Origin of the sequence: Frigoribacterium sp. Leaf44 (assembly GCF_001421865.1) — a bacterium.
GTDB lineage: Bacteria > Actinomycetota > Actinomycetes > Actinomycetales > Microbacteriaceae > Frigoribacterium.
Map to the genome: position 1 here is coordinate 965,631 of NZ_LMLG01000006.1, position 24,325 is coordinate 989,955.

Below are 24,325 nucleotides of genomic sequence, written 5' to 3' on the forward strand. Positions count from 1 at the left end.
CGAGCTCGACGACCGCCCACGACAGGGCGGGCAGGCGCAGGCGCGCGATGCCGCCGTCGACCGTGACGCCGGTCAGCGGGACGAGCCCCACGGTGTCTTGCGCCTGCTCGGTGTTGGACGAGAAGCGGTCGCCGCCCTCGGGGACGGCCAGGACCTCGGCGCGGGTGACGCGTCCGCCGCTGAAGCCGCGCAGGGCGACCTCGACGTCGGCGGCCTCGTCGAGACCGCGGTTCGCGAGGAAGAACGCGACCGTGCCGGCCTCCTCGTCGTAGGTCGCGCTGACGTCGACCAGGTCGGCGTCGCCGTACTTCTCGGTGTCGACCTTGTCGCTCGTGACGAGGGTGCGCAGGATCTGCCCGGTCGCGAGCGCCGCCATGCGGGCGAACGGCCAGAAGATCGACTGGCGCCACGCGGGCCCGCCGGCCTCGCTGCGGATCGGCGCGATGACGTTGACGAGCTGCGCCTGGTTCGCGATCTTGACCCGGTCGCCGTGACGCAGCAACGAGTTGAGGAAGGTGCCGACCACGACCGCGTCGGTGACGTTGTACTGGTCCTCGATCAGGCGGGGGTGCTCGCGCCAGCCCTTCGACACGTTGTGCGGCTGGTCGTCCGAATCGAGGCCCGTCTGGTACCAGACGTTCCACTCGTCGAACGAGATGTCGACCTGCTTCGTGTGCTTGCCGGCGGCCTTGACCCCGTCGATGGTCGACACGACCTCCTCGATGAACGCGTCCATGTCGACGGCCGTCGCGAGGAAGCTTTTCGCGTCGCCGTCGTGCTCCTGGTAGTACGCGTGCATCGAGACGTAGTCGACCTCGTCGTACGCGTGCGTGAGGACCTCGTGCTCCCAGGTGCCGAAGGTGGGCATGCCGCGGCCCGAGCTGCCGACCGCGACCAGCTCGATCGAGTCGTCGACGAACTTCATGGCCTTGGCGGCCTCCTGGGCGAGGCGGCCGTACTCGGTGGCGGTCTTGTGGCCGATCTGCCACGGGCCGTCGAGTTCGTTGCCGAGGCACCAGAGCTTGATGTCGAAGGGGTCCTTCGCGCCGTTGGCGATGCGCCGGTCGCTGAGTGCCGTGCCACCGGGGTGGTTGGCGTACTCGACGAGCTCGCGGGCGGCGTCGACGCCGCGGGTGCCGAGGTTGACGGCCTCCATCACCTCGGTGCCGGCGAGCTTCGACCAGGCGACGAACTCGTGCAGGCCGAAGGCGTTGGTCTCGACCGTGTGCCAGGCGCCGTCGAGGCGACGCGGGCGCTGGTCGACCGGCCCGACGCCGTCCTCCCAGTTGTAGCCCGACACGAAGTTGCCGCCGGGGTAGCGGATGACGGTCGCGCCGAGCTCCTTGGTGAGGTCGAGGACGTCCTGACGGAAGCCGTTCTCGTCGGCGGTGGGGTGACCGGGTTCGTAGATGCCGGTGTAGACGCAACGGCCCATGTGCTCGACGAACGAGCCGAACAGGCGGCGCGGGACCGGGCCGATGGTGAACTCGCGGTCGACGGTGATGCGGGCGGTGGACATGGATCTCCTAGGTGAGGGGAACGGCGTGCGTGTGATGGGGACGGGGACGAGGAGGCGCGGTGCGGCAGGGCGGTCGCGTCCGGGGCGGTCGGATCACTGACCCCCGAACCCGGTGGTCGAGATGCCCTTGATGATCTGGCGCTGGAAGAACAGGAACACCAGGATCAGCGGCAGGGCCGCGAGGACCGCTGCGGCCATGTTCTGCGCGTACTGGATGCCGTAGGCGCTCTCGATGGTCTGCAGGCCGACCGGCAGGGTGAGCAGGGACGCGTCGTTCGTGACGATGAACGGCCACAGGAAGTTGTTCCAGGCGCCGATGAACACGAAGATCGACACCGCGCCGAGGATGGGGCGCGACAGCGGCAGCAGGATCGTGAAGAAGACCCGGATGCGCCCGGCGCCGTCGACGCGGGCGGCGTCCTCGAGCTCGATCGGCACCTGGTCGAAGAACTTCTTCAGGACGAAGACCATGGCCGGGGCGATGGCCTGCGGCAGGATGATGCCCCAGTACGTGTCGACCATGTCGAAGGCGAGCATCTGGTAGAACAACGGCACGATCAGCACCTGCGGCGGGATGATGATCGACGCGATCGTCGCGACGTACAGCCACTTCTTGCCCCGGAAGTCCAGGCGCGAGAAGGCGTAGGCGACGAGGGCCGAGGTGGCCACGACGATCAGCGTGATGACGATCGAGGTGAACAGGCTGTTGAACAGCCACACCGGGATGTTGCCCTGTTCGAGCACCCCTCGGTAGGCGTCGAGGGTGAAGCCGCCGGCCGGGATCCAGGTCTGCGGCGTCGCCGCGGCGTCGGTCTCGCTCTTGAACGAGGTCGCGAGCGACCACAGGAACGGCAGCAGCCAGAGGACGGCGAGCACGACCAGGATGACCACGCTGAGGACGGCCATCGGGCCGAACGGCTTCTGGCCGGGCTTGTGGCCCTTCCGGCCGCGGTCGGCCGTGGGGGCGCGCAGGTCGGACGTCGGGGCGAGGGCGGGGGCGGTCATTTCTGGGCTCCCTTGCGGTTGCGGGCCGTGATGCTGAACTGTGCGACCGAGATGACGACGATCACCGCGAAGAAGATGTACGAGATCGCCGACGAGTAGCCGAAGCGGTAGCCGGTGAACCCGGTGTCGAAGATGTACTGCACGGCCGAGCGGGTGCTGCCCGCCGGTCCGCCGGTGGTCATCTGGTAGATCTGGTCGAAGACCTTCAGCGAGGCGAGCACCTGCAGGATGACGATCAGGCCGGTGGTCGGGCCGAGCTGCGGGATGGTGATCGACAGCAGTGACCGCCAGCGTCCGGCGCCGTCGAGCGACGCGGCCTCGTACTGCTGGTCGGGGATGTTCTGCAGGGCGGCGAGGTACAGCAGGAAGTTGAAGCCGACCGTCCACCAGACGGTGGTCGCGACCACGGCGATCATGGCGGTGTCGGGGTCCTGCAGCCAGGCGGGCTGCGGCAGCCCGAGCGTGCCGAGCACGTTGTTGATCGGACCGAGGGTCGGGCTGTAGAGCTGGATCCAGAACAGCGAGACGACCGTCGAGGCGAGCAGGTACGGCAGGAAGAAGCTCAGCCGCCAGAGCCACTGCCCCGGCAGCCCGGTGTTGACGAGGATGGCGAGCACGAGGGCGACGACGACGAGCGGGATCGTGCTGAGCACCGTGAACCACAGGGTGTTGAGCATCGAACGCCACATGTCGCCGTCGGCGAAGGCCTCGGCGTAGTTGGCGACGCCGATCAGCTCGCCGCCCTGGCCGGTCAGGCTCTGGCCGGTGAAGCTCAGGTAGAAGCCGTGCAGCAGCGGCCAGACCAGGAACACCGCGAAGAGCACGGTGAACGGGGCGGCGAACCCCCAGCCGATGCGGTTGTCGGACGGGCCGGTCCGCTTGCGGGAGGCGCGGCTGCGGTCGGTCGCGCGGGCGTCGGACCGCGCGCGTTCGGCGGTGGCCCGGGGGGCCTTGACCGTGGTGGAGGTCACAGATCGACTCCTTCGTCGTCGTGATGGTCGGGTCGTGCGGAGGGGGAGGAGGGCGGTGTCGGGCGGACGGTGCGGCGGTGTCGTGCCGGGGTGAGGGCGTGCACGGTGGTCACACCGGGGCCGGGCGCGACAGCTGGGTGTTCACCCGCGCGACGAACCGCCGCATGCCGTCGGCCGCGTCGTCCTTGGCGAGGATCACCGACTGGATCGAGTCGAGGAAGTACGTCTGGAAGTCCGAGCCCGAGCCCGTGAACCAGGCGGGCGGGTCGTAGTTGAGGTAGTCGGCGGCTTCGGCGTAGTTCGCCTGCGGTCGCAGCTCGGCGTACTCGGGACTCTCGACGATCGGCAGGTAGGCCGGGATGTGCCCGGCCGCGGCCCAGGAGATGGAGTCCTTCAGGATGGTCGAGACCATCTTGTAGACGTCCTCGCGCTTGACGTCGTCGACCTCGCTCTGCCGCGGCAGGACGAACGCGTGCGAGTCGGCGTAGACGGCCGGCGTGCCGAACAGCGTCGGGATGATGCTGCCGTCGAACGGGATGCCCGCGTTCTCGGCGCTCGGGACCTCCCACACGCCGGTGAAGAGCATGCCGCTCTCGCCGCTGACGAACTCGGCGATGCCCGACTGGATGTCGCTGGCCGTGGCCATCGCCGTGCCGTCGGTGAGCTGCTGCATGAACTCGAGCGCGGTCACGGCGGCCTGCTCGTCGTACTCGACCGTCCCGCCCTCTTTCAGCACCATGTCGGCGCCCTGCTGCTTGTAGAAGGTGTAGAACATGCGCCACAGCTGGGCTCCGTCGTTGAGGTATCCCCACGAGGCGCCGTGCTTGCCGGTCACCTGCTGCATGGCGTTCGCGACCTCGAGGAACTGCTCGGGGCTGGTGATCTCGACGAGCTTGCCGTCGGGGCCGAGGGCACCCGCCTGGGCGGCGATGTCGGTGTTGTACAAGAGGATGAACGGGTGCGAGTCGAGCGCGACCGAGTACAGGTCGCCGCCGTTGAAGCCCTTCTTCCAGACCGCCTCGGCGAAGTCCTGTTCGCGGACGCCGTACGACGCGAGCTTCTCGACGTCCCACGGGTCGAGCAGGCCGCCGGGGGCGTAGCCGGGCACGCGCGAGGCGTGCATGATCGCGACGTCGGGCGCGCGCCCACCGGCCGAGGCCATGGCTAGCTTCGTGTAGTACGGGGTGCCCCAGGCGAGCACGGTCTGCGTCGCGTGGAACTCGGGGTTCTGCTCGTTGGCCTGGTCGATCAGCGCCGACATCTTGATGCCGTCACCGCCGCTGAGCAGGTGCCAGAACTTCAACTGCGCGACGTCCGTGCCCGAGCCGGTGACGGCACCGGGCGCACAGCCCGACAGGCCCGTGGCGACGAACGCCCCGCCGACGAGGGCCGCCGAGCCGAGCAACATGCTGCGGCGGCTGAGGCCGCGGGGGGTGGCGGTGCCGGGGGTGGTGCCCGGTCGCGGTACCGGGGTCGTCCGATGGTTCTCGGTCATCTTCACTCCTTTGTGATGTGTGACGAGAACGACTATTCCATCGTTGTAACGGAATCGCAAGGGGCGTGAGTCGGCGAGCCGCGCCTCCTCGCTTCCCGCCTGACGGGCTGCCGGCGGTGCCGGAGCCACACACCGCCACGAAGTACACACGCCGCCACCTTTTTGCGTGGCGCCGTGTTTACTCCGTGGCGGGATGGCGGGATGGCGGGGTGGTGGCGTGGCGGGGTGGCTCGATGGCGGCGTGGCGTGGCGTGGTGTGGCGTGGCGGGTCGGGATCAGGCGCGGGCGCCGCTGCTGGCGCGCACGACGATCTCGTGCGGGATCAGCACCAGCTCGGCCGCGCCCTGGCGGTCGGCGATGCGGGCCGCGAGCAACTCGAGGGTGCGGTCGACGAACAGTCGTTTGTCGAAGGTGACGGTCGTCAGCGGTGGCACGGAGAACCTCCCGTCGACGATGTCGTCGAAGCCGGCCACCGCGACGTCGTCGGGGACGCGCAGGCCCGCCGAGCTCAGCGCGCTGACGGCGCCGATCGCGAGCGAGTCGGTGAAGCAGAAGATCGCGTCGGGCCGGTCGCCGCGATCGATCGCGGCGCGCACGACGGCGAAGGCGTCGGCCGACGTCCATTCGGGGCAGGAGTACTGCAGGGCGCGGTCGACGGGCAGCCCGGCCTCGGCCATGGCCTGCTCGAAGCCGCGGGTGCGGGCGCGGGCCGTCGCCGTGTCGAACTCGCCGGCCGAGTCGCCCAGGGTCGCGATGCGGCGGTGTCCGGCCGAGATCAGGTGGGCCGTCATGTCGCGGGCCGCGGCGACGCTGTCGACCCGCACCTGATCGACGAGGGTCTGCTCGACCTCGCCGATCACGACGACGGGTGGCAGCGAGTCGGTGGCGGCGCCGGTGCCCGTGCCGGCGGACGACAGGGCGCTGGCGTCGAGCGTGATGGGGTTAAGGACGAGGCCGTCGACGAGGTGCTCCTTGCCCCGCGAGAGCAGCTCGCCCTCGCGCTCGGGCCGCGAACCGGTCTGCTCGAGCTGGATCGACCAGCCGCGCTCGTGCGCCTGCTCGACGAACCAGTGCGTCATCTCGGCGCTGTACGGGGTGCTCAGGTCGGGGAAGGCCAGCGCGATCGATCCGGTGCGCCCGGTGCGCAGGCCGCGCGCGCTGAGGTTCGGCACGTAGTCGAGCTCGGCGAGCGCGCTCTCGACCCGCGTGCGGGTGTCGGGTCGCACGAAGACGACGCCGTTGATCACGTTCGAGACGGTCTTCGGCGACACCCCGGCGAGTGCCGCCACGTCCTTCACCGTCGCGCGCATTGTCACAGGCTAGTGGCGGCCACGAGACCCCGGGGCACCACTCAGGCGGAGGCGAGCACCTTCACGATGCGCGGCAGCGAGACGCTCTCGCTCGGGCGCAGGTCTTGGGCGAACAGGCTGAGGCGGAACTCCTCGATCATCCATCGGGCACGGACGAGCGCAGGAGGCGCGGTGTCGGTCGGCGGGAAGGTCCCGCCCGCGGCCTCGTACCGCTCGGTCGCCTGCTGCACCTCGCTCAGCCAGACGCGGTCACGCCCGGGGTTCTCGAGCAGCTTCGCCGTGCGCTTCGTGATGCCCACGAGGTACACCGGCACGCGCTGCAGCTGCTGGAGCCCGGTCTGCGACACGAAGCCCGGACGGATCAGCCGGTCGCGTTGCTGGCGCATGTCGGTCAGTGCGGCGAGGAGGGTCATCGACGTCGCACCCTTCATCGCCTTGTCGGCGTCGCGGGCGGCGGTCAGCGTGCGGGCGACGAGCGAGACGGTCTGGAACATCTGGTCCATGACGGCCCCCGAGACCCGGTCGCGCGTCGAGAGGAACTCTTTCTTGGTCATCACCATGCCGTCGGGCTTGACCCGGAAGAGCACGTCGTCGACGACGGCCACGAGACAGTCCGCGAAGAGCGCCGACGTGTTCTGGTACGGGCTCGTCGCCAGGATGAGCTTCTCGGCGCTCGTCAGGTGCTGCTGCACGTAGGCCACGGGCGACGGGGTCGCCAGCATCAGCAGGCGCCGCACGCCCTTGGGCGTCGCGAGGGCCTGGTCGGCGGGCGTCGCCATCAACGTGATCGAGACCGAGTCGCCGTGGTCGACCAGGGCCGGGTAGGCCCGGATCACCGTGTCGCCGTGGCGGGTGTCGACGACGGCGGGGAGCTCGTCGAAGTCCCACGACGTCAGGCCCTCGCGCTCGATCGAGCTCGTGGGGCGGGGCGCGACCGGCGTGGTGTCGCCACCCGCGCCTCCTCGTCCGCGACCCCGGCCCCGGCCGCGCTCGTCGCGCCCGCCGCCCTGCGTGACGCGCGCGACGCTGTCGCGCGTGGCGTCGCGCAGCCGGTGCTGGAGCGCGTCGAGGTCCTTGTCGGCCCCGACCGTGCGGCCCCGCTCGTCGACCACGGCGTACGTGACCCGCAGGTGCGCGGGCACGCGGTGCAGGTCGAAGTCGTCGGTCGTGACGGGCGTGTAGGTGAGCTTCTTGATCGCCGCGGCCACGGTCGCCGTGAACGGCTCGTCGACGTCGGCCGGTGGTGCGTCGGGCAGCTCGTCCGTGATCTTCGAGGCCCAGTCGGCGGCGGGCACCACGTTCTTGCGGATCTGCTTCGGCAGCGACTTGATGAGCGACGTGACGAGCTCGTCGCGCAACCCCGGCACCTGCCAGTCAAAGCCGACCGGACGGAGGCGCGGCAGCAGCGGCAGCGGAACGATCACGGTCACGCCGTCGTCGTCGGCCCCCGGCTCGAACTTGTAGCGCAGGGTCAACGTCTGGTCGCCCTGCTGCCACGTGCTCGGGAAGCCCTGTTCGTCGACGTCGGGTTCGTCGTCCCCGAGCAGGTCGGCGGCGGTCATGGTGAGCAGGTCGGGGGTGTCGACCTTCGCCTTGCGCCACCAGCCCTCGAAGTCGCGCATGCTGGCGACGTCGGCCGGGATGCGCCGCTGGAAGAACTCGAACGCGGCGTCGCCGTCGACCAGGATGTCGCGCCGACGCGTCCTCTCTTCGACCTCGGTCAGCTCGCGGATCAGCTGTTGGTTCTTCTGCTCGAAGGCCTGGTGCCCCTCCCAGTCGCCCTCGACGAGCGCGTGCCGGATGAACAACTCGCGGGCGTAGGCGGGGTCGATGCGCGAGAACTGGATGCGCCGACGCTCGACGATCGGCACGCCGTAGAGCGTGACGCGCTCGTAGGCGACGACGGCGCCCTGCTTCTTCTCCCAGTGGGGCTCGCCGTAGCTGCGCTTGACCAGGTCGGGTGCGAGCGGTTCGGCCCAGGCCGGGTCGATCGAGCCGGCGACGCGGGCGAACAGGCGGCTGGTCTCGACGAGTTCGGCGGTCATCACGGCCGCCGGTGGCTTCTTCGCGAGGCTGCTGCCCGGGAAGATCAGGAACCTCGTCTGGCGGGCGCCGACGAAGTCCTTCTTCTGCGGGTCGAACAGGCCGATCTGGCTGAGCAGGCCGGCCAGCAGGCTGCGGTGCACGCCATCGGGGTTGGCGCTGCGCTCGCCGATGTGCAGGCCGAGCGGCCGGGCGGCCCGGCTGAGCTGGCGGTAGACGTCCTGCCACTCGCGGATGCGCAGGTAGTTGAGGAACTCGTCGCGGCACAGGCGCTTGAAGGCGTTGCCGCTGAGCTCCTTCTGCTTGTCCTCGAGGTACTCGAACAAGTTGAGCAGGGTGAGGAAGTCGCCCTTGGGGTCGCGGAAGCGCGAGTGCTTCTCGTCGGCCTGGGCGCGTCGTTCGAGCGGGCGCTCGCGAGGGTCCTGGATGCTCAGCGCCGAGACGATGGCGAGCACCTCGCGCGTCGTGCCCTGCGTCTTCGACTCGACGACCATGCGGGCGAGGCGCGGGTCGATCGGCAGCCGCGTGAGCTGCTTGCCGACGCGCGTGATCTGGCCGCCCTGGGTGACGGCGCCGAGCTCGCGCAACAGGTCGAGGCCGTCCTTGATGCCGCGCGAGTCGGGCGGCTGCAGGAAGGGGAACGCGGCGATGTCGCCGAGGTCCAACGAGATCATCTGCAGGATGACCGCGGCGAGGTTGGTCCGCAGGATCTCGGGCTCGGTGAACTCGGGACGCTTCTCGAAGTCGGTCTCGCTGTAGAGGCGGATCGCGATGCCGCTGCTCGTGCGACCGGAGCGACCGGACCGCTGGTTGGCGCTCGCCTGCGAGATGGCCTCGATCGGCAGGCGCTGCACCTTGGCCCGGGTCGAGTAGCGGCTGATGCGGGCCGTGCCGGCGTCGATCACGTACTTGATGCCCGGCACGGTCAGGCTGGTCTCGGCGACGTTGGTCGCGAGGACGATGCGGCGCCGGGTGCCCGCGGTCGTGCTGGGCTGGAAGACCCGGTGCTGATCGGCGGCGCTCAGCCGTCCGTAGAGGGGCAGCACCTCGGTGTACGGGAGGTTGCGGCCCCGGATGCTCTCTTCGGCGTCGCGGATCTCGTTCTCGCCGCTGAGGAAGACGAGGACGTCGCCGCTCGACTCCCGGGCGAGTTCGTCGAGGGCCTCGTTGATGCCTTGGAGGTAGTCCTTGTCGTCGGCGCGCTGCCTGCGGTCGCCCGCCCGCGCCTCCGGCCGGTCGCCCGACCGGCCCGAGGGGCGCTCGTCGTCGTCGAGGTCGCCGTCGTCGTCGCTCGTGGTGTCGTCGGCGACGAGCGGCCGGTAGCGGACCTCGACCGGGTAGGTGCGGCCCGAGACCTCGACGATGGGCGCGTCGCCGAAGTGCTTCGAGAACGACTCGGGGTCGATCGTGGCGCTGGTGATGATCAGCTTGAGGTCGGGGCGTCGGGGCAGCAGCTGCTTGAGGTAGCCGAGCAGGAAGTCGATGGTGAGGCTGCGCTCGTGGGCCTCGTCGATGATGATCGTGTCGTAGCGCTCGAGCTCGCGGTCGAAGTGGATCTCGTTGAGCAGGATGCCGTCGGTCATCAGCTTGATCTGCGTGTCGGCGCCGACCTTGTCGGTGAACCGCACCTGGTAGCCGACCACGCCGCCGACCTCGTCGCCGAGTTCTTCGGCGATGCGTTCGCTGATCGTGCGGGCCGCGATGCGCCGGGGCTGGGTGTGGCCGATCTTGGTGCGACCGAGCTCGAGGCAGATCTTGGGCAGCTGCGTCGTCTTGCCCGAGCCGGTGGCGCCGGCGACGATGACGACCTGGTTGTCACGGATCGCCGCGGCGATGTCGTCGCGCCTCTGACTGACCGGCAGCTCGGCGGGATACGTGATGGTGGGGATCATGAGCCCTCCATCGTAAGCCGCCCGGGCTGGTCGGGGGCCGCGCCGGTCGTGTCGCCCCCGGCGGCGTCTCCGTGTCGGTCCTAGACAGGTCGAGTGGTGAGGGACGAGGAGGCGCCGGTCGGCGACAACCCACGGCGACGGGTCGCCGGCCGGCACGAGCCCGGCGGGGCATGCTCCCCGCACCCGGTGACGCCTTCGCCAGTACAGGAGGCGCGGGCTGGGCGGGTCGTCGGGTGTCGCGTCGTAGGATCGCGGCAGACTGCACGTCAACGGAGACGGAGAAGACACAGATGTCATCAGCACCCAGCCCCCGGGGCCACGCCACCGCGTCGGTCGCGGCCATCCTCGCCGAGTCGGCCGCCCGTCACCCCGACGACGTCGCCGTGATCGTCGGACCCACCTCGACCACCTACGCCGAGCTCTGGCAGCAGACGTTGGCCTACGCCGGCGCCCTCCGCGCCCGCGGCGTCGGCCCCGGCGACCGGGTCGCCATGCTCGTCCCGAACGTCGCGGACTTCCCCCGCGTCTACTACGCGACGCTCGCGCTCGGTGCGGTCGCCGTCCCCGTGCACGCCCTGCTCAAACGGCACGAGATCGAGTACGTGCTGCGCGACAGCGGCTCCCGCCTGCTTGTCTGTGCCGCACCGCTGCTCGGCGAAGGGGGTGCGGGAGGGCAGCTGGCCGGGGTCGACGTCCTCACCGTGCTCGCGCCTCCTGCCGGTCAGGACGAAGAAGCGCCCGACCGACTCGAAGACCTGGCCACGGCCGCCGAACCGCTCGACACCTACGTGCCCCGCGACCCGTTCGACACCGCCACGATCCTCTACACGAGCGGCACCACCGGTCAGCCCAAGGGCGCCGAGGGGTCGCACCTCGCCCTGATCGAGCAGGTCAACACCAACCTGATGACGACGTTCGACATGCACCGCGGCGACGTGCTGCTCGGGGCGCTGCCGCTGTTCCACACGTTCGGGCAGACCTGCACGATGAACACCGGGTTCCGGGTCGGCGCGACCATCGTCATGCTGCCGAAGTTCGACGGCGACGCGGCGCTCGCCGCGATGGTCGAGCACGGCTGCGAGGTGTTCATGGGCGTGCCCACGATGTACATGGCCCTCATCGCCGCCGCCACCCGCAGCGAGGCCCGTCCGCCGCTGCGCTACGCCGTCTCGGGCGGGGCGTCCCTGCCGCTCGCGGTGCTCGAGAAGTTCCAGCAGGTGTACGACGCACCGATCCACGAGGGCTACGGCCTGACCGAGACCTCGCCCGTCGCCACCTTCAACCACGTCGGGGTGCCGCCGCGGCCCGGCACCATCGGCACGCCGATCTGGGGCGTCGACGTCGAGATCGCCGATCAGCACGTCGAGGACTCGATCGTGCTGCTGCCGCACGGCGAGATCGGTGAGCTCGTCATCCGTGGCCACAACCTGATGAACGGCTACCTCGACCGCCCCGACGACACCGCGAAGGCGATCGTCGACGGCTGGTTCCGCACCGGCGACCTCGGCACGAAGGACGACGACGGCTACCTGACGATCGTCGACCGCACGAAGGACATGATCATCCGCAACGGCTACAACGTGTACCCGCGGCAGGTCGAAGAGGTGCTCGCGCAGCACCCCGACGTCACGATGGCGGCCGTCTTCGGCGTGCCGCACGAGCTGCACGGGCAAGAGATCGAGGCGGCCGTCGTCCTGCGCGACGGCGCCACGGCGACGCCCGACGAGCTGGTCGCGTTCGTCTCCGACGAGATCGCGGCCTACAAGTTCCCCCGCGTCGTCCACGTCCTCGACGCCCTGCCCCTCGGGCCCAGCGGCAAGGTGCTCAAGCGCGAGCTCGTCGAGCGCTTCGGGTCGCCGCAGGAGGCGCGCCAGAGCAGCTGACGCCGGGTCGCGTCGACCCCGAGCCCCTCCCGGCCGGGAGCGGTCGCGACCTAGAGTGGAGCCTCGACGAACGTGTCGTGGCCCCCGGCCACGCACGACCGGCCCGTCCCGGCGGGCCCGCCTCATCACGAAGGAGTGACATGAGCGACACCATCACCGCACCCGCCCCGGCCGCCTCCGACGGCCCCGAGATCCACAAGGGCCTGGCCGGCGTCACGGTCGACCGGACGGCGGTCTCGAAGGTCGACGCGGCCAGCAACTCCCTGCTCTACCGCGGCTACCCGGTGCAGCAGCTCGCCGCCGAGCGGGACGTCGAGGACGTCGCCTGGCTGCTGCTGCACGGCGAGCTGCCGACCGCCGACGAACGGCGTGACTTCGACGTCGAACTCCGCGCGCACCGCTCGCTCGCGCCCGGGCTGCAGCACCTGATCGACCTGATCCCGACCTCGGCCCACCCGATGGACGTGGTCCGCACCGCGGTCAGCGCCATCGGGGCCGCCCGGCCCGAACCGACCACGGGTGCGGGTGCCTACGACGTCGCCGACGCCCGTCGACTCGCCACGCACCTGTTCGCCGTGCTGCCCGCCGTCATCGCCTACGACCAGCGGCGCCGCCACGACCTGCCGCCGGTGCCGCCGCGCGACGACCTCGGCTACAGCGCCGACTTCCTGCACCAGGTGTTCGACCGCGAGCCCGACGCGCTCGACGTCGACGCGTTCGACACCTCGATGACCCTCTACGCCGAGCACTCGTTCAACGCCTCCACCTTCACCGCGCGGGTGATCGCCTCGACGCTGTCCGACCTGCACTCGTCGATCGTCGGCGCGATCGGCGCCCTCAAGGGCCCGTTGCACGGCGGCGCGAACGAGGCCGCGCTCGAGCTGCTCGACCGGGTCGGCCCCGCCGACGGGGCCGCGGCCTGGCTCGACGACGCGTTCGCCCGCAAGGAGAAGATCATGGGCTTCGGGCACCGGGTCTACAAGAACGGCGACAGCCGCGTGCCCACGATGGAGGACGCCCTGGGCCGCCTCGTCGACCGGGCCCGCGAGCAGGGCGACGACCGGGTCGACGGGCTCAAGGAGACCTACGACGTCGTCGCCGCGACGGTGTTCGAGCGCAAGGGCCTCAAGCCCAACGTCGACTACCCGTCCGGGCTGGCGTACCACCTGATGGGCTTCGAGACGCCGGTCTTCACGCCGCTCTTCGTCGCGTCGCGCGTCCTCGGCTGGAGCGCCCACGTCATCGAGCAGCGCGAGGCCAACTCGCTGATCCGCCCCCTCAGCGAGTACGACGGCGCACCCCTGAGGGACGTCCCCGCGCGCTGACGCCTACCGTGGCCCGCATGCCGAACCAGCTGCGAGACGCCGTCAGCCCCTACCTCAGGTCGCACGCCGACAACCCGGTCGAGTGGCGCGCCTGGGGGCCGGGGCCGTTCGCCGAGGCCGTCGAGCGGGACGTGCCCGTGATGGTCTCGATCGGCTACTCGACCTGCCACTGGTGCCACGTCATGGCGCGCGAGAGCTTCTCCGACCCCGAGGTCGCGGCGCAACTCTCGGCCGGGTTCGTCTCGGTGAAGGTCGACCGCGAGGAGCACCCCGACGTCGACTCGAGCTACCTGGCCGCCGCGTCGGCCTTCACCGAGGGGCTGGGCTGGCCGCTGACCGTCTTCGTCACGCCCGAGGGTCGTCCGTTCTACGCCGGCACGTACTTCCCGCCGGTGCCCGTGCAGGGTCGACCGTCGTTCCGACAGGTGCTCGACGCCGTCACCGACGCCTGGACCACCAGGCGGACCGAGGTCGACGCGACCGCGTCGGCGGTGCAGGAGGCGCTGGCCGCGGGACCCGCGTCGGTCACCGGCACCGCGCCTCCTGGTCCCGGTGCCGGGGTCGCCCTGCCGGGGCGCCCCGAACTCGCCCACGCCGTCGCCCGGCTCGCCGCCCACGAGGACCGTGAGCACGGAGGTTTCGGCGGGGCCCCGAAGTTCCCGACGGCGCCGGCCCAGCTGGCGCTGCTCGCCCTCGGCGCCGGGGGAGACGACGGTGCGCTCGAACTCGTGTCGCGGACGCTCACCCGGATGGCCGCGTCGTCGCTGCGCGACCCGGTCGAGGGCGGGTTCTTCCGGTACGCGGTGCGCCGAAACTGGTCCGAGCCGCACTACGAGCGCATGCTCTACGACAACGCGCAGCTGCTGCTGGCCTACTCGCGGCTCGCGGTGCTCGACGCGGGCCAGGACGCCACCACCGCCCCGGCCGGCCCGGCCGCTCCTGCCGCCACGGGCACCGCGCCGACGTCGGCAACTCAGGAGATCGACACGCTTCCGGCCCGGGTCGCCGCCGGGGTCGCCGATTTCCTGAGTTCCCGACTGCGCACGGCCGACGGCGCCTTCGGCTCGGCGCAGGACAGCGAGAGCACGATCGACGGCGTCCGTGACGAGGGGGGCTACTACCGGCGGGACGCCGCGGGCCGCGCGGCCCTCGACCCGCCGCCCGTCGACGACAAGGTGCTCACCGGCTGGAACGGCCTGGCGATCGCGGCGCTCGCCGAGGCGGGGGCGCGACACGTCCGGCCCGAGTGGGTCGGGACGGCGCGGGGCGCGGCCGACCTGCTGCTCGCGCGTCACGTGACCGACGACGGTCGTCTGCTGCGCGCCTCCGTCGGGTCGACCGTGTCGGACGCCGTGGCGACCCTCGAGGACCACGGTCTGTTCGCGTCCGGCCTGCTGGCCCTCTCGCTCGCGACGGGCGAGGCCCGGTACGCCGTCGCCGCGCGGTCGTTCGTCGACGCCTGCCTGCTCGACGACGACGACGACCCGAGGATCGTCGCGGCGCCGTCGGGCGGCGACCCGGTGTTGGTCTCGCAGGGCGTGGCCCTGTCGAGCGACCCGAGCGAGGGCGCCTATCCGTCGGGACGCAGTGCGGTCGCGGCGGCCGCGCTCACGCTGCACCAGCTCACCGGGGAGGCGCGCTACCGGTCCGTCGCCGAGCGGCTCGTCGCCGAGGTGGCCGGTTCGGCCCTCGACAACCCGCTCGCGTACGGCGCGGCCTTCGGGCTGCTCGTCGAGCTCGAGGCCCCGCTGATGCAGCTGGTCGTGGTCGAGCCGTCACCGTCGGCCCGCGCCGACGGTGCCGACGACGGTCTCGCCCGGCGCGCGCGGGGCCTCGTCCGTCCCGGCAGCGTCGTCGCCGTGCTGGACGAGGAGGCGCTGGTCGCGTTCGAGCTCGCGGGCTTCGAGTTGTTCGCGGGTCGCTCGGCTCCCGGGCGCGTGCCCACCGCGTACCTGTGCCGCGACTTCGTCTGCCGACTGCCGGTCACGACCGGCGACGACCTCGACGGGCTGCTGCTCGGGGGGTGACGGCACGGCCGCGTCGGTCGCCGAGGCTCAGGCGTCGCACCGGGGGAGGGGCGGCCGTCGGGGCGCCGGAGAGGGGCACCGTGCGGGCTGTCGGATGGGGGAGTCAGGCGGCGGCGGGGACGAGCGGTGCGGCCGGGTCGGCGACCCACTCGGCGAGCGAACCGTCGTACACCGCGACGTCGGGGCGGCCGAGGACGGCGAAGGCGAGGGCGTCGACGCTGGCCGACACCCCCGAGGCGCAGTAGACGACCGTGCGCGGTTCGTCGGGCACGACGGCGAGGCGGTCGCGGAGCACCGGGTCGCGGGCGAGGGTGCCGTCGTCGGCGAGGAGCGTCTCGGCCGGCACGTTGACGCTGCCGGGGATGTGCCCGGCGCGGGTGAGCGGGCTCGACGTGCCGTCGAACTCGTCGCGGGGCGAACCGGAGACGAGCGCTGCTCTCTCGTCGCCCGCCACCACGGACTCGACGAAGGCCTTGTCGACCCAGTGGTCGGGACGTTCGGTCGCGACGAACGGGGCGGGCGTCGGCAGGACGTCACCGAGGTCGTACGGCTTGCCCTGCGCGAGCCACTGCGACCACCCGCCGTCGAGCACCGCCACGGCGTCGTGCCCGTAGGCGCGGAACAGCCACCACAGGCGGGACGCCCAGCGGCCGTCGACCGTGTCGTAGACCACGACGGTGCTGTCGTTCGAGACGCCCAGGGCGGCGACCGCGGCCTGGAAGCGCGCGGCGCCGGGACGGGTGAAGGGCAGGCCCGAGTCGGGGTCGCTGAACTCCGCGACCAGATCGGCCAGGACCGCCCCGGGGACGTGCCCGTCGTGCTCGAACCCGTCCCGGCCGGTGGCGTAGGCGACGGATGCGTGGTCGGTGTCGCCGTCGAGTCCGAGGTCGACGAGAACGGTCGCGTCGACGATCGTCAGGTCGTCGGCCCCGAGGTGGTCGGCCAACCACTGGGTCGAGACGACGGGTGAGGTGAGGACGGGTGCCATGCGGGCCACGCTAACTCCGACAGGTGACATCGGACCCTGAGTCCGCAACGAATCGTCACAGGGTCTGCGCCGGAACAGCCGGGGAGACCGTCACGGGCCCCGACGGACGTGTCAGCGACCGGCCTTCTTCGCGGTGATCACACCGGTGTCGAAGCCCATGAGGTTGAGCCCGCCGTTGAACCGGGCGTGCTCGACCTTCATGCAGCGGTCCATGACGACGGTGAGCCCCTGTTCTTCGCCGTAGCGGGCGGCCTCTTCGTCGTAGATGCCGAGCTGCACCCAGATCGTCTTCGCGCCGATCGCCAGGACGTCGTCGACGACCGACCGGATGTCGGAGGCCTTGCGGAACACGTCGACGACGTCGGGGACCTCGGGCAGCGAGGCCAGGTCGGGGTAGGCCTTCTGGCCGAGGATCGTGTCGGCGCGGGGGTTGACGAAGTAGACGCGCAGATCGGTCGACTGCTGCAGGTACGTGCCGACGAACGAGCTGGACCGGCTGGGGTTCGGTGAGGCGCCGACGACGGCGACGCTCTTCGCCGACCGCAGGATCGCCTGCCGCTCGCGGGCCGACGGCCCGACCCAGGTGCGTTGCGACTTCAGCAGCTTGGCGAGGGGAGACGACGAGGGCAGCTCGCAGGTCAGCCCGTTGGTCAGCTGCGTGGTGACGGTGTCGGTCACGTCGGGTCACTCGCCTTTCGTCGCCGCGGCCAGCGCCTGGTCGAGGTCGTGGATGATGTCGTCGGGGTCTTCGATGCCGACACTGATGCGCACCGAGCCGGGCAGCACGCCCGCGTCGACGAGCTGCTGCTCGCTGAGCTGGGCGTGGGTGGTCGAGCCCGGGTGGATGACGAGCGTCTTCGCGTCGCCGATGTTGGCGAGGTGGCTGGCGAGCTCGACCGACTCGATGAAGGTCTTGCCGGCCGGACGACCGCCCTTCAGCTCGAAGGTGAAGACCGAGCCGGGGCCCTTCGGCAGGTACTTCGCCGCACGCTCGTGGTGCGGGTGCCCGGGCAGCCCGGCCCAGCGGACGCGCTCGATGCGCGGGTCGGCGTCGAGCCACTCGGCGACCTGGCGGGCGTTGTCGACGTGGGCCTGCATGCGGAACGGCAGGGTCTCGACGCCCTGGGCGAGCAGGAAGGCCGAGTGGGGAGCGAGGGCCGGCCCGATGTCGCGCAGCTGCTCGGCGCGCAACCGGGTGAGGAAGGCGTACTCGCCGAAGTTGCCGGACCAGTTCAGCCCGCCGTAGCTCGGCACGGGCTGGTCGAAGAGCGGGAAGCGCTCGCTGTCCCAGTCGAAGCGCCCGGACTCGACGACGACGCCGCCGAGGGTGGTGCCGTGCCCGCCGAGGAACTTCGTGGCCGAGTGCACGACGACGTCGGCACCCCACTCGATCGGCCGGTTGAGGTAGGGCGTGGCGATGGTCGAGTCGACGATCAACGGCAGGCCGTGCGCGTGGGCGACGTCGGCGAGGCGCTCGAGGTCGGCGACCTCGCCGGACGGGTTGGCGACCGTCTCGACGAACACCAGCTTCGTCTCGGGTCGGATCGCGGCGGCGTAGTCCGCCGGGTCGGAGGACTGCACGAAGGTCGTCTCGACGCCGAAGCGACGCAGCGTGACGTCGAGCTGGGTGATCGACCCGCCGTAGAGGTTCGCGCTGGCGACGATGTGGTCGCCCGCGCCGGCCAGCGAGGCGAAGGTGACGAACTGGGCGCTGAGCCCGCTCGCCGTGGCGACGGCACCGAGGCCGCCCTCGAGGCTGGCGACGCGCTCCTCGAAGGAGGCGGTGGTCGGGTTGGCGAGGCGGCTGTAGATGTTGCCGTACTTCTGCAGGGCGAACCGCGCCGCCGCGTCGTCCGTGTCGTCGAACACGAAGGCGCTGGTCTGGTAGATGGGCAGCGCCCGCGCTCCCGTCGCCGCGTCGGGGATGTTGCCCGCGTGGATCGCCCGCGTGCGGAAGCCGTACTCACGATCTGCCATGCCCCCACGCTAGCCGCTGGGCGTCACGCGGGGACCCGGGACGTCACACGGCGGAACACGGCCGACCCGCGCCTCCTACGGGGGAGGAGACGTCGGTCAGCCGCGGGCCACGACCCGGGCGTAGACCTCGACGGCGTCGTCGGCGTGCTGCGCCGCGCGATCGCGCTCGGCCACCATGACGGCGCTCGCCGCGCCGAGGGCGTCCGGTTCGCGCACCAGCCGGCGGACTTCGTCGACGATGCCGTCGACGTCGGGCGTCGGGGTGACGAAGCCACCGCCGGACGGCACCACCTCGGCGAGGTCGGGGTCGCAGTACAGGACGGGCAGTCCCGTCGCCATCGCCTCGAGCATCACCATGGGCTGGTTGTCGAAGTCGACCGAGCTCGAGACGAGCAGGTGGCTCCGGCGCATCGCGGCGAGCACCTCGGCGTGGGGGACGGCTCCGTGCAGCGTCACGGGCCCGCCCAGCCGCTCGAGCGCGCGCCGCTCGGGGCCGTCGCCGTACACGTCCACCCGCACAGCCGACCCGAGTCGGAGCGCGGCCTCGACCAGCGCCGCGGGCCTCTTCTCTCGCGAGAGGCGCCCCACCCAGACGACGGTCACCGTCTCGCCGGGGACGAGGAGGCGCGGGGCGGGTTCACCGATCGCCGCCAGCACCGACGGCTCGAGTCCGTTCGAGGACACGCTGACCGGGGTCGTCACGCCCTGGGCGACGAGCTTGCGGGCGAAGTGGGCCGAGGGGACGAAGACGTGGGCGCTGGCCCGGGACTGGGCGAGCATGAGCCGCCACATCCGGCGGGCCGAGACGGTCGCGGTGTACGGCGTCCCGGGCTCGACCCGGAGCCCCCGCCGGCTCACGTGTCGGGCGTGGAGGGCGCCGAGCAGTGCCGTCGTCACCGCGGGCAGGGGCAGGGCGTGAGCCGTGTAGACGTCGACCCGGCCGTGCATCGTGTGGACGACGGGCAGACCGAGCGACCGGGCCGCCGTGATGGCGCCCAGGGCGGCGAACATCTCGGAGTGCGTGTGCACCACCTCGATGCGACGGTCGACGAACTCGCGGCGCAGCCGGTCGGCGACGCGGCGCGGCGACCAGGCGAACGGGTAGCCGTCGGGGCGGAACCACCTCGCCACCGGCAGCGCGACCACCCCGGCGTCGTCGGACGGCCCGGCCAGGGGGCAGAACACCGTGACCTCGTGTCCGGCGGCCGCGAGGGCCTCGGCGAGCGCCTTCACCGCGGTCTGCACCCCGCCGAGCGTGGGCGGGTAGTAGTCGGTCACGAGAGCGATGCGCACGGTCCGATCCTAGGGACCGATCCGTCTAGCATTCGGGCATGGACTCCTACCTCGTCACCGGTGCCAGCGGGTTCGTGGGGGGTCACGTCGTCCGCGACCTGCGCCGCCGTGGCCACGACGTCGTCGCGGCGGGCCGTCGGGCCGACCGGCTGCCGACCGGGGGCGAGACCTTCGTGGGCGACCTCGACGACCTGGCCCGCGCCTCCCACCGGGTCGACGTCGTCGTGCACTGCGCGGCGCTCTCGTCGCCGTGGGGTCGCCGGACCGAGTTCGAGCACGCCAACGTGACCGGCACGGCGCGCGTGCTCGACTTCGCCCGGCGGGTGGGCGCTCGGCGTCTCGTGCACCTGTCGTCGCCGGGGATCTACGCGGCACCCCGCGACCGGGTGGGCATCCGCGAGGACGAGGTCGACGCGCGACGCCCCATGAACGAGTACATCCGCTCCAAGCTCGCGGCCGAGGCGTTGTTGTCGGCCGCCGCCGCCCGGTCGGACGCGCCCGAGATCGTCGTGCTGAGGCCGCGCGGCATCGTCGGGCCGGGCGACCCGAGCCTCGTCCCGCGCCTGCTGCGCGTCCACGCCCGGGTCGGGGTGCCGCTGATGCGGGGCGGCCGCGGGCTCGTCGATCTGACGTCGGTCGAGAACGTCGCACTCGCGATCCGGCTGGCGGCCACGGCCGAGGGGGTGCACGGTGAGGCGTTCAACGTCACGAACGGCGATCCCCGTCCCTTCGGCGAGGTCCTCGAGCAGCTGCTGCGCGGCCTCGACCTGCCCCTGCGGGGCCGCCCCGTCCCGGCGCGGGCCGCCTACGCCCTCGCCGGCGCGCTCGAGGGCGTCTGCTCGGTGCTGCCGGGGCGCCCCGAGCCGCCGATGACCCGGTACACCGTCACGACCATCGCGCACTCGCAGACCCTGGACATCTCGAAGGCGCGGCGACTGCTCGGCTACGAGCCCGAGGTGACCCTCGACGAGAGCCTCGCGGGGTACGCGCGTGCGTGACCGCGACGCACCGGGGGCCGACGCGCCAGGGGGCGACGTGCCGGGGGCCGACGCGCCCGACTCGACGGCGACCCGCCTCGAGTACTTCGCCTGCGGCGAGACCGGCCACGACATGGGCCTGCTGACGCGGGGAGGCGCCCGGGGGCGACGGGTCTTCCCGTCGGGGGCGTTCCTCTGGACGTCCGCCACCCGGCGGGTCCTCTTCGACACCGGCTACGCCCCGCTGCCCTGGCGGGCCGGGCCCGCGGCCTGGGCGTACCGGCGCCTCCTGCCGCCGACCGTGCCCGCCGGCGCCACGATCGCCGAACAGGTCGACCCCGCCACGGTCACCCACGTCGTGCTGTCGCACCTGCACCCCGACCACGTCGGCGGCCTGCGGTCCTTCCCGCACGCGACGCTCGTCCTCAGCGAGGGTCTGGCCCGCACCCTCGGCCGGCCGCGGCTGCGCGACGGCGTGCTGCGCCGTCTGCTGCCCGACGGGTTCGACGTCGGCCGGGCGACGGTGGTGTCCGACTTCGCCGAGGGGCCGTTCGGGCTGCGCGTCGCCGACCCCTTCGACGACGACCGCTACCTGCTCGTCGACCTGCCGGGTCACGCCCGGGGTCACCTGGGAGCCCTCGTCGAGGGGCGGGTCGTGCTCGCCGGCGACGCGGCCTGGGGACGTGACCTGCTGGGCCAGGAGGCCCGCCTCCGTGCGGTGCCCCGCCTGGTGGCCCACGACGGTGCCGCACAGGCCCGCACGGCCCGGTCGCTCCTGGCGGCCGAACGGTCCGGCGCGCGGTTGCTGCTCGCCCACGACCCGCACCCGACCCGGACGGACCTACTCTGAGGAGCGCACCGGCGGGGGTCCGGTGCGCGTCGACACGAGGGGGACGACCATGAAGAACTGCCAGATCGCCGGTTGGGGCACCTATCTGCCCGACGAGGTGGTGACCTTCGGGTCCCAGACCCGGTACCGGATCGCCGACCACACCTCGCAGCTCGACATGCTCGCGGCGGCCGCCGAACAGGCCCTCGAGCGTGCGGGCCTGCGCCCTGACGACGTCGACTGCGTCATCGCGGCCTGCGCCGCCGGCGTCCAGCCCATCCCGTGCACCGCCGCACTGGTCATGGAGCGGGTCGCACCGGGCGCGGCGGCCGCGGCGTTCGACGTCAACTCGACCTGCACCAGCTTCGTCACGGCCGTCGACGTCGCCTCCCGCTACCTGGCCGACGGCGAGTACGAGAACGTGCTGATCGTCTCGGGCGACGTCGGCTCGAGGTTCCTCGACCCCGGCCAGCGCGAGAGCTTCGAGTTGTTCTCGGACGCGGCGGCCGCGGTGGTCCTCACCCGCGGCGCCGACGATCCCGAGGGGCCGGGCGTCATCGCGAGCCTGCAGCGCACCTGGCCGGAGCACGCGCACGACACCGAGCTCCGCGGCGGGCTGTCGCGGCACCCGGCGCAGGCCTACGCCGACGGCGACCCGAGGGACTACCTCTTCGACATGAACGGTCGGCGGGCGCTCATGGGGATGCTCGCCGTGCTGCCGGGCTTCTTCGCGTCGTTCTTCGAGAAGGCCGGCCTCGGCCTCGACGACGTCGACCTCGTGGTGCCGCACCAGGCGAGCGGAGCGCTGGGCATCGCCATGCGCCGGCTCGGCATGGCGCCCGGGACGTACGTCGACGCCGTGGCCGAGTACGGCAACATGGTCTCGGCGTCCGTGCCGTACACGCTGGCCCGCTGTCTCGACGACGGCCGCCTGGGTCGCGGCGACACCGTCCTGCTCTGCGGCACGGCGGCCGGTCTCACCGCGAACGCACTCGCCCTGCGGCTCTAGGCGACGGCGACGGCCGGGCCCCCGCGTCTACTTCCAGCTGGGGATCCAGTAGTGCAACCGGATGAACTCCCAGTCCTCGAGCTGCGCCGTCCACAAGGGGTAGAAGAAGACCGACACGGCGACGGCGACGACGACCACGATCGCCGTGACGCCGATGCCGCTCAGTCGACGGGACCGATCGTCGGTGCGTCGTCCGAGGACGATGCCGAGCACCGCGGCCAGGCCGAGCACGAGGTAGGGCTCGAACGCGATCGTGTAGAACTGGAACACCGTCCGGTCGGTGAACGCCAGCCACGGCAGGTAGGCCGCCGCGACGCCGACGAGGATCGCCCCGTACCGCCATTCGCGGTACCGCGCGACGCGGTAGACGAGGTAGAGGCAGGCCGCGACCGCCGCGTACCAGATCAGCGGGTTCGCGACCGAGGTGATCGCCTCGCCGCACCGGGCCACGTCGCAGCCACCCTGGCCCTCGTCGAACCCCTGGTAGTACATGCTCGTCGGCCGCAGCATCAGCAGCCAGGTGAGCGGGTTCGCCTGGTAGGCGTGGGGGGTGTGCAGACCGACGTTGAACCCGTAGACGCCCGCCTGGTAGTGCCAGAAGTTCTGCACGACGTCGGGCACCCACGCCAGGGCGCCCGTCCACCGCGTGCCGCCGTCCTCGACCCAGCTGCGGTAGTAACCGCCCGACGTCACGAACCAACCGGTCCAGCTCGCCAGGTAGGCCACCACGGCGACGGGCACGGTCAGCAGGAAGCTCACCGGTGCCTGCTTGAAGAGCGTGCCGGACAGCCAGAACTCCACGCCGGCCCGGCGGCGCGCCACCATGTCGACGATCACCGTGTAGACCGCGAAGAACGCCAGGAAGTACAGGCCGTTCCACTTGACGGCCGTCGCCAGTCCGCAGAGGAGGCCGGCCGTGACGAGCCAGGGACGCGCCCACAGGGCAGGGCCCCAGGCGATGTCGCGACCGGCACCGCGCCTCCTCGCCCGCCAGGCCTCGAGCCGCCGGGCGCTCTGCCGGCGGTCCAGCAGCACCGCCCCGAAGGCCAGCAGGCCGAAGAACATCACGAAGTTGTCGAGCAGGGCCACCCGTGACATGACGATCGCGTGCCCGTCGATCGCGAGGAAGAACCCCGCCAGCGTGCCGAGCAGCGTCGACCGCAGCAGCAGCGACCCGATGACCGCGACCAGGGCGACGGCGAGGATGCCCACGACGGCCGTGCTGATGCGCCAGCTCGCCGGGTTCTCCGGGCCGACCGCCGCCATGCCGAGGCCGATCAGCCACTTGCCGAGGGGTGGGTGCGCCACGAACGACGGTGCGGCGAGGAACCCGTCGACCCCGCCGGCGGCGAAGGTCGGGTCGTAGTCGGCCGGCCACGACCCCTCGTAGCCGAGGTTGAACAGCGACCAGGCGTCCTTGACGTAGTACGTCTCGTCGAACACGAGCGTCGCGGGCGAGTTGAGGTGCCACAGCCGCAGCACCGCGGCCAGCAGCGTGACCGCGAGCGGGCCCGCCCAGGCCCAGACGCGCCTCCTGACCGGGGTGCGCAGCACGCGACCCCACCAGGCGTCCAGCCGGGTCGGGGGAGCCTCGCGGGCGTGGGCCGCGCTCGCGTCCTCGACCGGCGTGCCGACGTCCGGGACGATCGCCCGGCCGGCGAGCGGACCGGCCGGCACGAGGGCCGGCTCGCCCGCCACCGGACGGGCAGGAGGCGCGGTGTCGGTCTCGACGAGCGCGTCGAATTCGCGCTCGGGCCCGGTCGTCATCGGGCCATCGTAAGT

Annotated in this window: 17 protein-coding genes; 6 read left to right on the forward strand and 11 right to left on the reverse strand. The window is 71.8% G+C overall.

All coding sequences use genetic code 11. The features are described from left to right. The 6 genes from ASE87_RS13060 to hrpA form a co-directional block, all read right to left on the reverse strand. Window positions 1–1,519 (reverse strand): alpha-N-arabinofuranosidase (locus ASE87_RS13060; protein WP_056229656.1); only part of this gene is annotated, 1,519 nt, incomplete at its 3' end. A gap of 93 nt (window positions 1,520–1,612) precedes the next feature. Further along, window positions 1,613–2,524 carry a carbohydrate ABC transporter permease gene (locus ASE87_RS13065; RefSeq protein ID WP_056229067.1) on the reverse strand — a complete coding sequence of 304 codons (912 nt, stop codon included), beginning with the start codon at window positions 2,522–2,524 and terminating at the stop codon, window positions 1,613–1,615. Next, a complete protein-coding gene (locus tag ASE87_RS13070) occupies window positions 2,521–3,378 on the reverse strand; it encodes a carbohydrate ABC transporter permease (protein ID WP_056229659.1) in 858 nt (285 codons plus the stop codon). The genes ASE87_RS13065 and ASE87_RS13070 overlap by 4 nt, the downstream gene beginning before the upstream one ends. Window positions 3,379–3,604: 226 nt before the next feature. After that, window positions 3,605–4,990 (reverse strand): extracellular solute-binding protein, encoded by a 1,386-nt coding sequence (locus ASE87_RS13075; RefSeq protein WP_082452683.1) that lies wholly within the window; start codon window positions 4,988–4,990, stop codon window positions 3,605–3,607. A gap of 275 nt (window positions 4,991–5,265) precedes the next feature. Beyond that, on the reverse strand, window positions 5,266–6,300 hold the full coding sequence (locus ASE87_RS13080) for a LacI family DNA-binding transcriptional regulator (RefSeq protein WP_056229070.1): 1,035 nt from the start codon (window positions 6,298–6,300) through the stop codon (window positions 5,266–5,268). Window positions 6,301–6,341: 41 nt separating this feature from the next. Then, window positions 6,342–10,235, reverse strand: a complete 3,894-nt coding sequence (gene hrpA, locus ASE87_RS13085; protein WP_056229072.1) for an ATP-dependent RNA helicase HrpA — start codon at window positions 10,233–10,235, stop codon at window positions 6,342–6,344. A 290-nt stretch (window positions 10,236–10,525) separates the two neighbouring features. Here hrpA and ASE87_RS13090 point away from each other — a divergent pair, with 290 nt between their 5' ends. The 3 genes from ASE87_RS13090 (at window position 10,526) to ASE87_RS13100 (ending at window position 15,470) form a co-directional block, all read left to right on the forward strand. Beyond that, the gene (locus ASE87_RS13090; RefSeq protein ID WP_056229075.1) at window positions 10,526–12,118 is read left to right on the forward strand and encodes a long-chain fatty acid--CoA ligase; all 1,593 of its coding nucleotides are present in this window, start codon (window positions 10,526–10,528) and stop codon (window positions 12,116–12,118) included. Between the two features lie 140 nt (window positions 12,119–12,258). Continuing rightward, a complete protein-coding gene (locus tag ASE87_RS13095; protein WP_056229078.1) occupies window positions 12,259–13,443 on the forward strand; it encodes a bifunctional 2-methylcitrate synthase/citrate synthase in 1,185 nt (394 codons plus the stop codon). Window positions 13,444–13,460: 17 nt separating this feature from the next. Beyond that, window positions 13,461–15,470 carry a thioredoxin domain-containing protein gene (locus tag ASE87_RS13100; protein WP_056229081.1) on the forward strand — a complete coding sequence of 670 codons (2,010 nt, stop codon included), beginning with the start codon at window positions 13,461–13,463 and terminating at the stop codon, window positions 15,468–15,470. 103 nt (window positions 15,471–15,573) lie between these two features. On the opposite strand, the gene ASE87_RS13105 is transcribed toward ASE87_RS13100, so the two are convergent. The 4 genes from ASE87_RS13105 to ASE87_RS13120 form a co-directional block, all read right to left on the reverse strand. Further along, window positions 15,574–16,458, reverse strand: coding sequence for a sulfurtransferase (locus tag ASE87_RS13105; RefSeq protein ID WP_056229083.1), 885 nt, complete (start codon window positions 16,456–16,458; stop codon window positions 15,574–15,576). Between the two features lie 111 nt (window positions 16,459–16,569). Beyond that, complete coding sequence (locus tag ASE87_RS13110) at window positions 16,570–17,136, reverse strand: CoA-binding protein (protein WP_043593450.1); 567 nt, start codon at window positions 17,134–17,136, stop codon at window positions 16,570–16,572. Window positions 17,137–17,142: 6 nt separating this feature from the next. Beyond that, on the reverse strand, window positions 17,143–18,435 hold the full coding sequence (locus tag ASE87_RS13115) for an O-acetylhomoserine aminocarboxypropyltransferase/cysteine synthase family protein (RefSeq protein WP_056229086.1): 1,293 nt from the start codon (window positions 18,433–18,435) through the stop codon (window positions 17,143–17,145). 96 nt (window positions 18,436–18,531) lie between these two features. Further along, the gene (locus tag ASE87_RS13120) at window positions 18,532–19,728 is read right to left on the reverse strand and encodes a glycosyltransferase (RefSeq protein WP_056229088.1); all 1,197 of its coding nucleotides are present in this window, start codon (window positions 19,726–19,728) and stop codon (window positions 18,532–18,534) included. 38 nt (window positions 19,729–19,766) lie between these two features. Between ASE87_RS13120 and ASE87_RS13125 the strand changes: the two genes are divergently transcribed. Genes ASE87_RS13125 through ASE87_RS13135 form a run of 3 tightly spaced genes read left to right on the forward strand, consistent with a single transcriptional unit; the run spans window position 19,767 to window position 22,543 of the window. Next, the gene (locus ASE87_RS13125) at window positions 19,767–20,726 is read left to right on the forward strand and encodes an NAD(P)-dependent oxidoreductase (protein WP_056229090.1); all 960 of its coding nucleotides are present in this window, start codon (window positions 19,767–19,769) and stop codon (window positions 20,724–20,726) included. Next, window positions 20,719–21,555 (forward strand): MBL fold metallo-hydrolase, encoded by an 837-nt coding sequence (locus ASE87_RS13130; protein WP_056229093.1) that lies wholly within the window; start codon window positions 20,719–20,721, stop codon window positions 21,553–21,555. The genes ASE87_RS13125 and ASE87_RS13130 overlap by 8 nt, the downstream gene beginning before the upstream one ends. 49 nt (window positions 21,556–21,604) lie before the next feature. Further along, a complete protein-coding gene (locus ASE87_RS13135) occupies window positions 21,605–22,543 on the forward strand; it encodes a 3-oxoacyl-[acyl-carrier-protein] synthase III C-terminal domain-containing protein (protein WP_056229098.1) in 939 nt (312 codons plus the stop codon). 27 nt (window positions 22,544–22,570) lie between these two features. On the opposite strand, the gene ASE87_RS13140 is transcribed toward ASE87_RS13135, so the two are convergent. Beyond that, entirely contained in the window at window positions 22,571–24,310 is a 1,740-nt protein-coding gene (locus ASE87_RS13140; RefSeq protein WP_082452608.1) for a dolichyl-phosphate-mannose--protein mannosyltransferase, read from the reverse strand. Window positions 24,311–24,325 lie beyond the last annotated feature (15 nt).

Bases quoted from the DNA above. Each gene is read 5' to 3' on its own strand.
- ASE87_RS13105 (WP_056229083.1), bottom strand. From the start codon at position 16,458: ATGGCACCCGTCCTCACCTCACCCGTCGTCTCGACCCAGTGGTTGGCC.
- ASE87_RS13135 (WP_056229098.1), top strand. From the start codon at position 21,605: ATGAAGAACTGCCAGATCGCCGGTTGGGGCACCTATCTGCCCGACGAG.
- ASE87_RS13090 (WP_056229075.1), top strand. From the start codon at position 10,526: ATGTCATCAGCACCCAGCCCCCGGGGCCACGCCACCGCGTCGGTCGCG.
- ASE87_RS13065 (WP_056229067.1), bottom strand. From the start codon at position 2,524: ATGACCGCCCCCGCCCTCGCCCCGACGTCCGACCTGCGCGCCCCCACG.
- ASE87_RS13095 (WP_056229078.1), top strand. From the start codon at position 12,259: ATGAGCGACACCATCACCGCACCCGCCCCGGCCGCCTCCGACGGCCCC.
- ASE87_RS13100 (WP_056229081.1), top strand. From the start codon at position 13,461: ATGCCGAACCAGCTGCGAGACGCCGTCAGCCCCTACCTCAGGTCGCAC.
- ASE87_RS13115 (WP_056229086.1), bottom strand. From the start codon at position 18,435: ATGGCAGATCGTGAGTACGGCTTCCGCACGCGGGCGATCCACGCGGGC.
- ASE87_RS13075 (WP_082452683.1), bottom strand. From the start codon at position 4,990: ATGACCGAGAACCATCGGACGACCCCGGTACCGCGACCGGGCACCACC.
- hrpA (WP_056229072.1), bottom strand. From the start codon at position 10,235: ATGATCCCCACCATCACGTATCCCGCCGAGCTGCCGGTCAGTCAGAGG.
- ASE87_RS13080 (WP_056229070.1), bottom strand. From the start codon at position 6,300: ATGCGCGCGACGGTGAAGGACGTGGCGGCACTCGCCGGGGTGTCGCCG.
- ASE87_RS13125 (WP_056229090.1), top strand. From the start codon at position 19,767: ATGGACTCCTACCTCGTCACCGGTGCCAGCGGGTTCGTGGGGGGTCAC.
- ASE87_RS13140 (WP_082452608.1), bottom strand. From the start codon at position 24,310: ATGACGACCGGGCCCGAGCGCGAATTCGACGCGCTCGTCGAGACCGAC.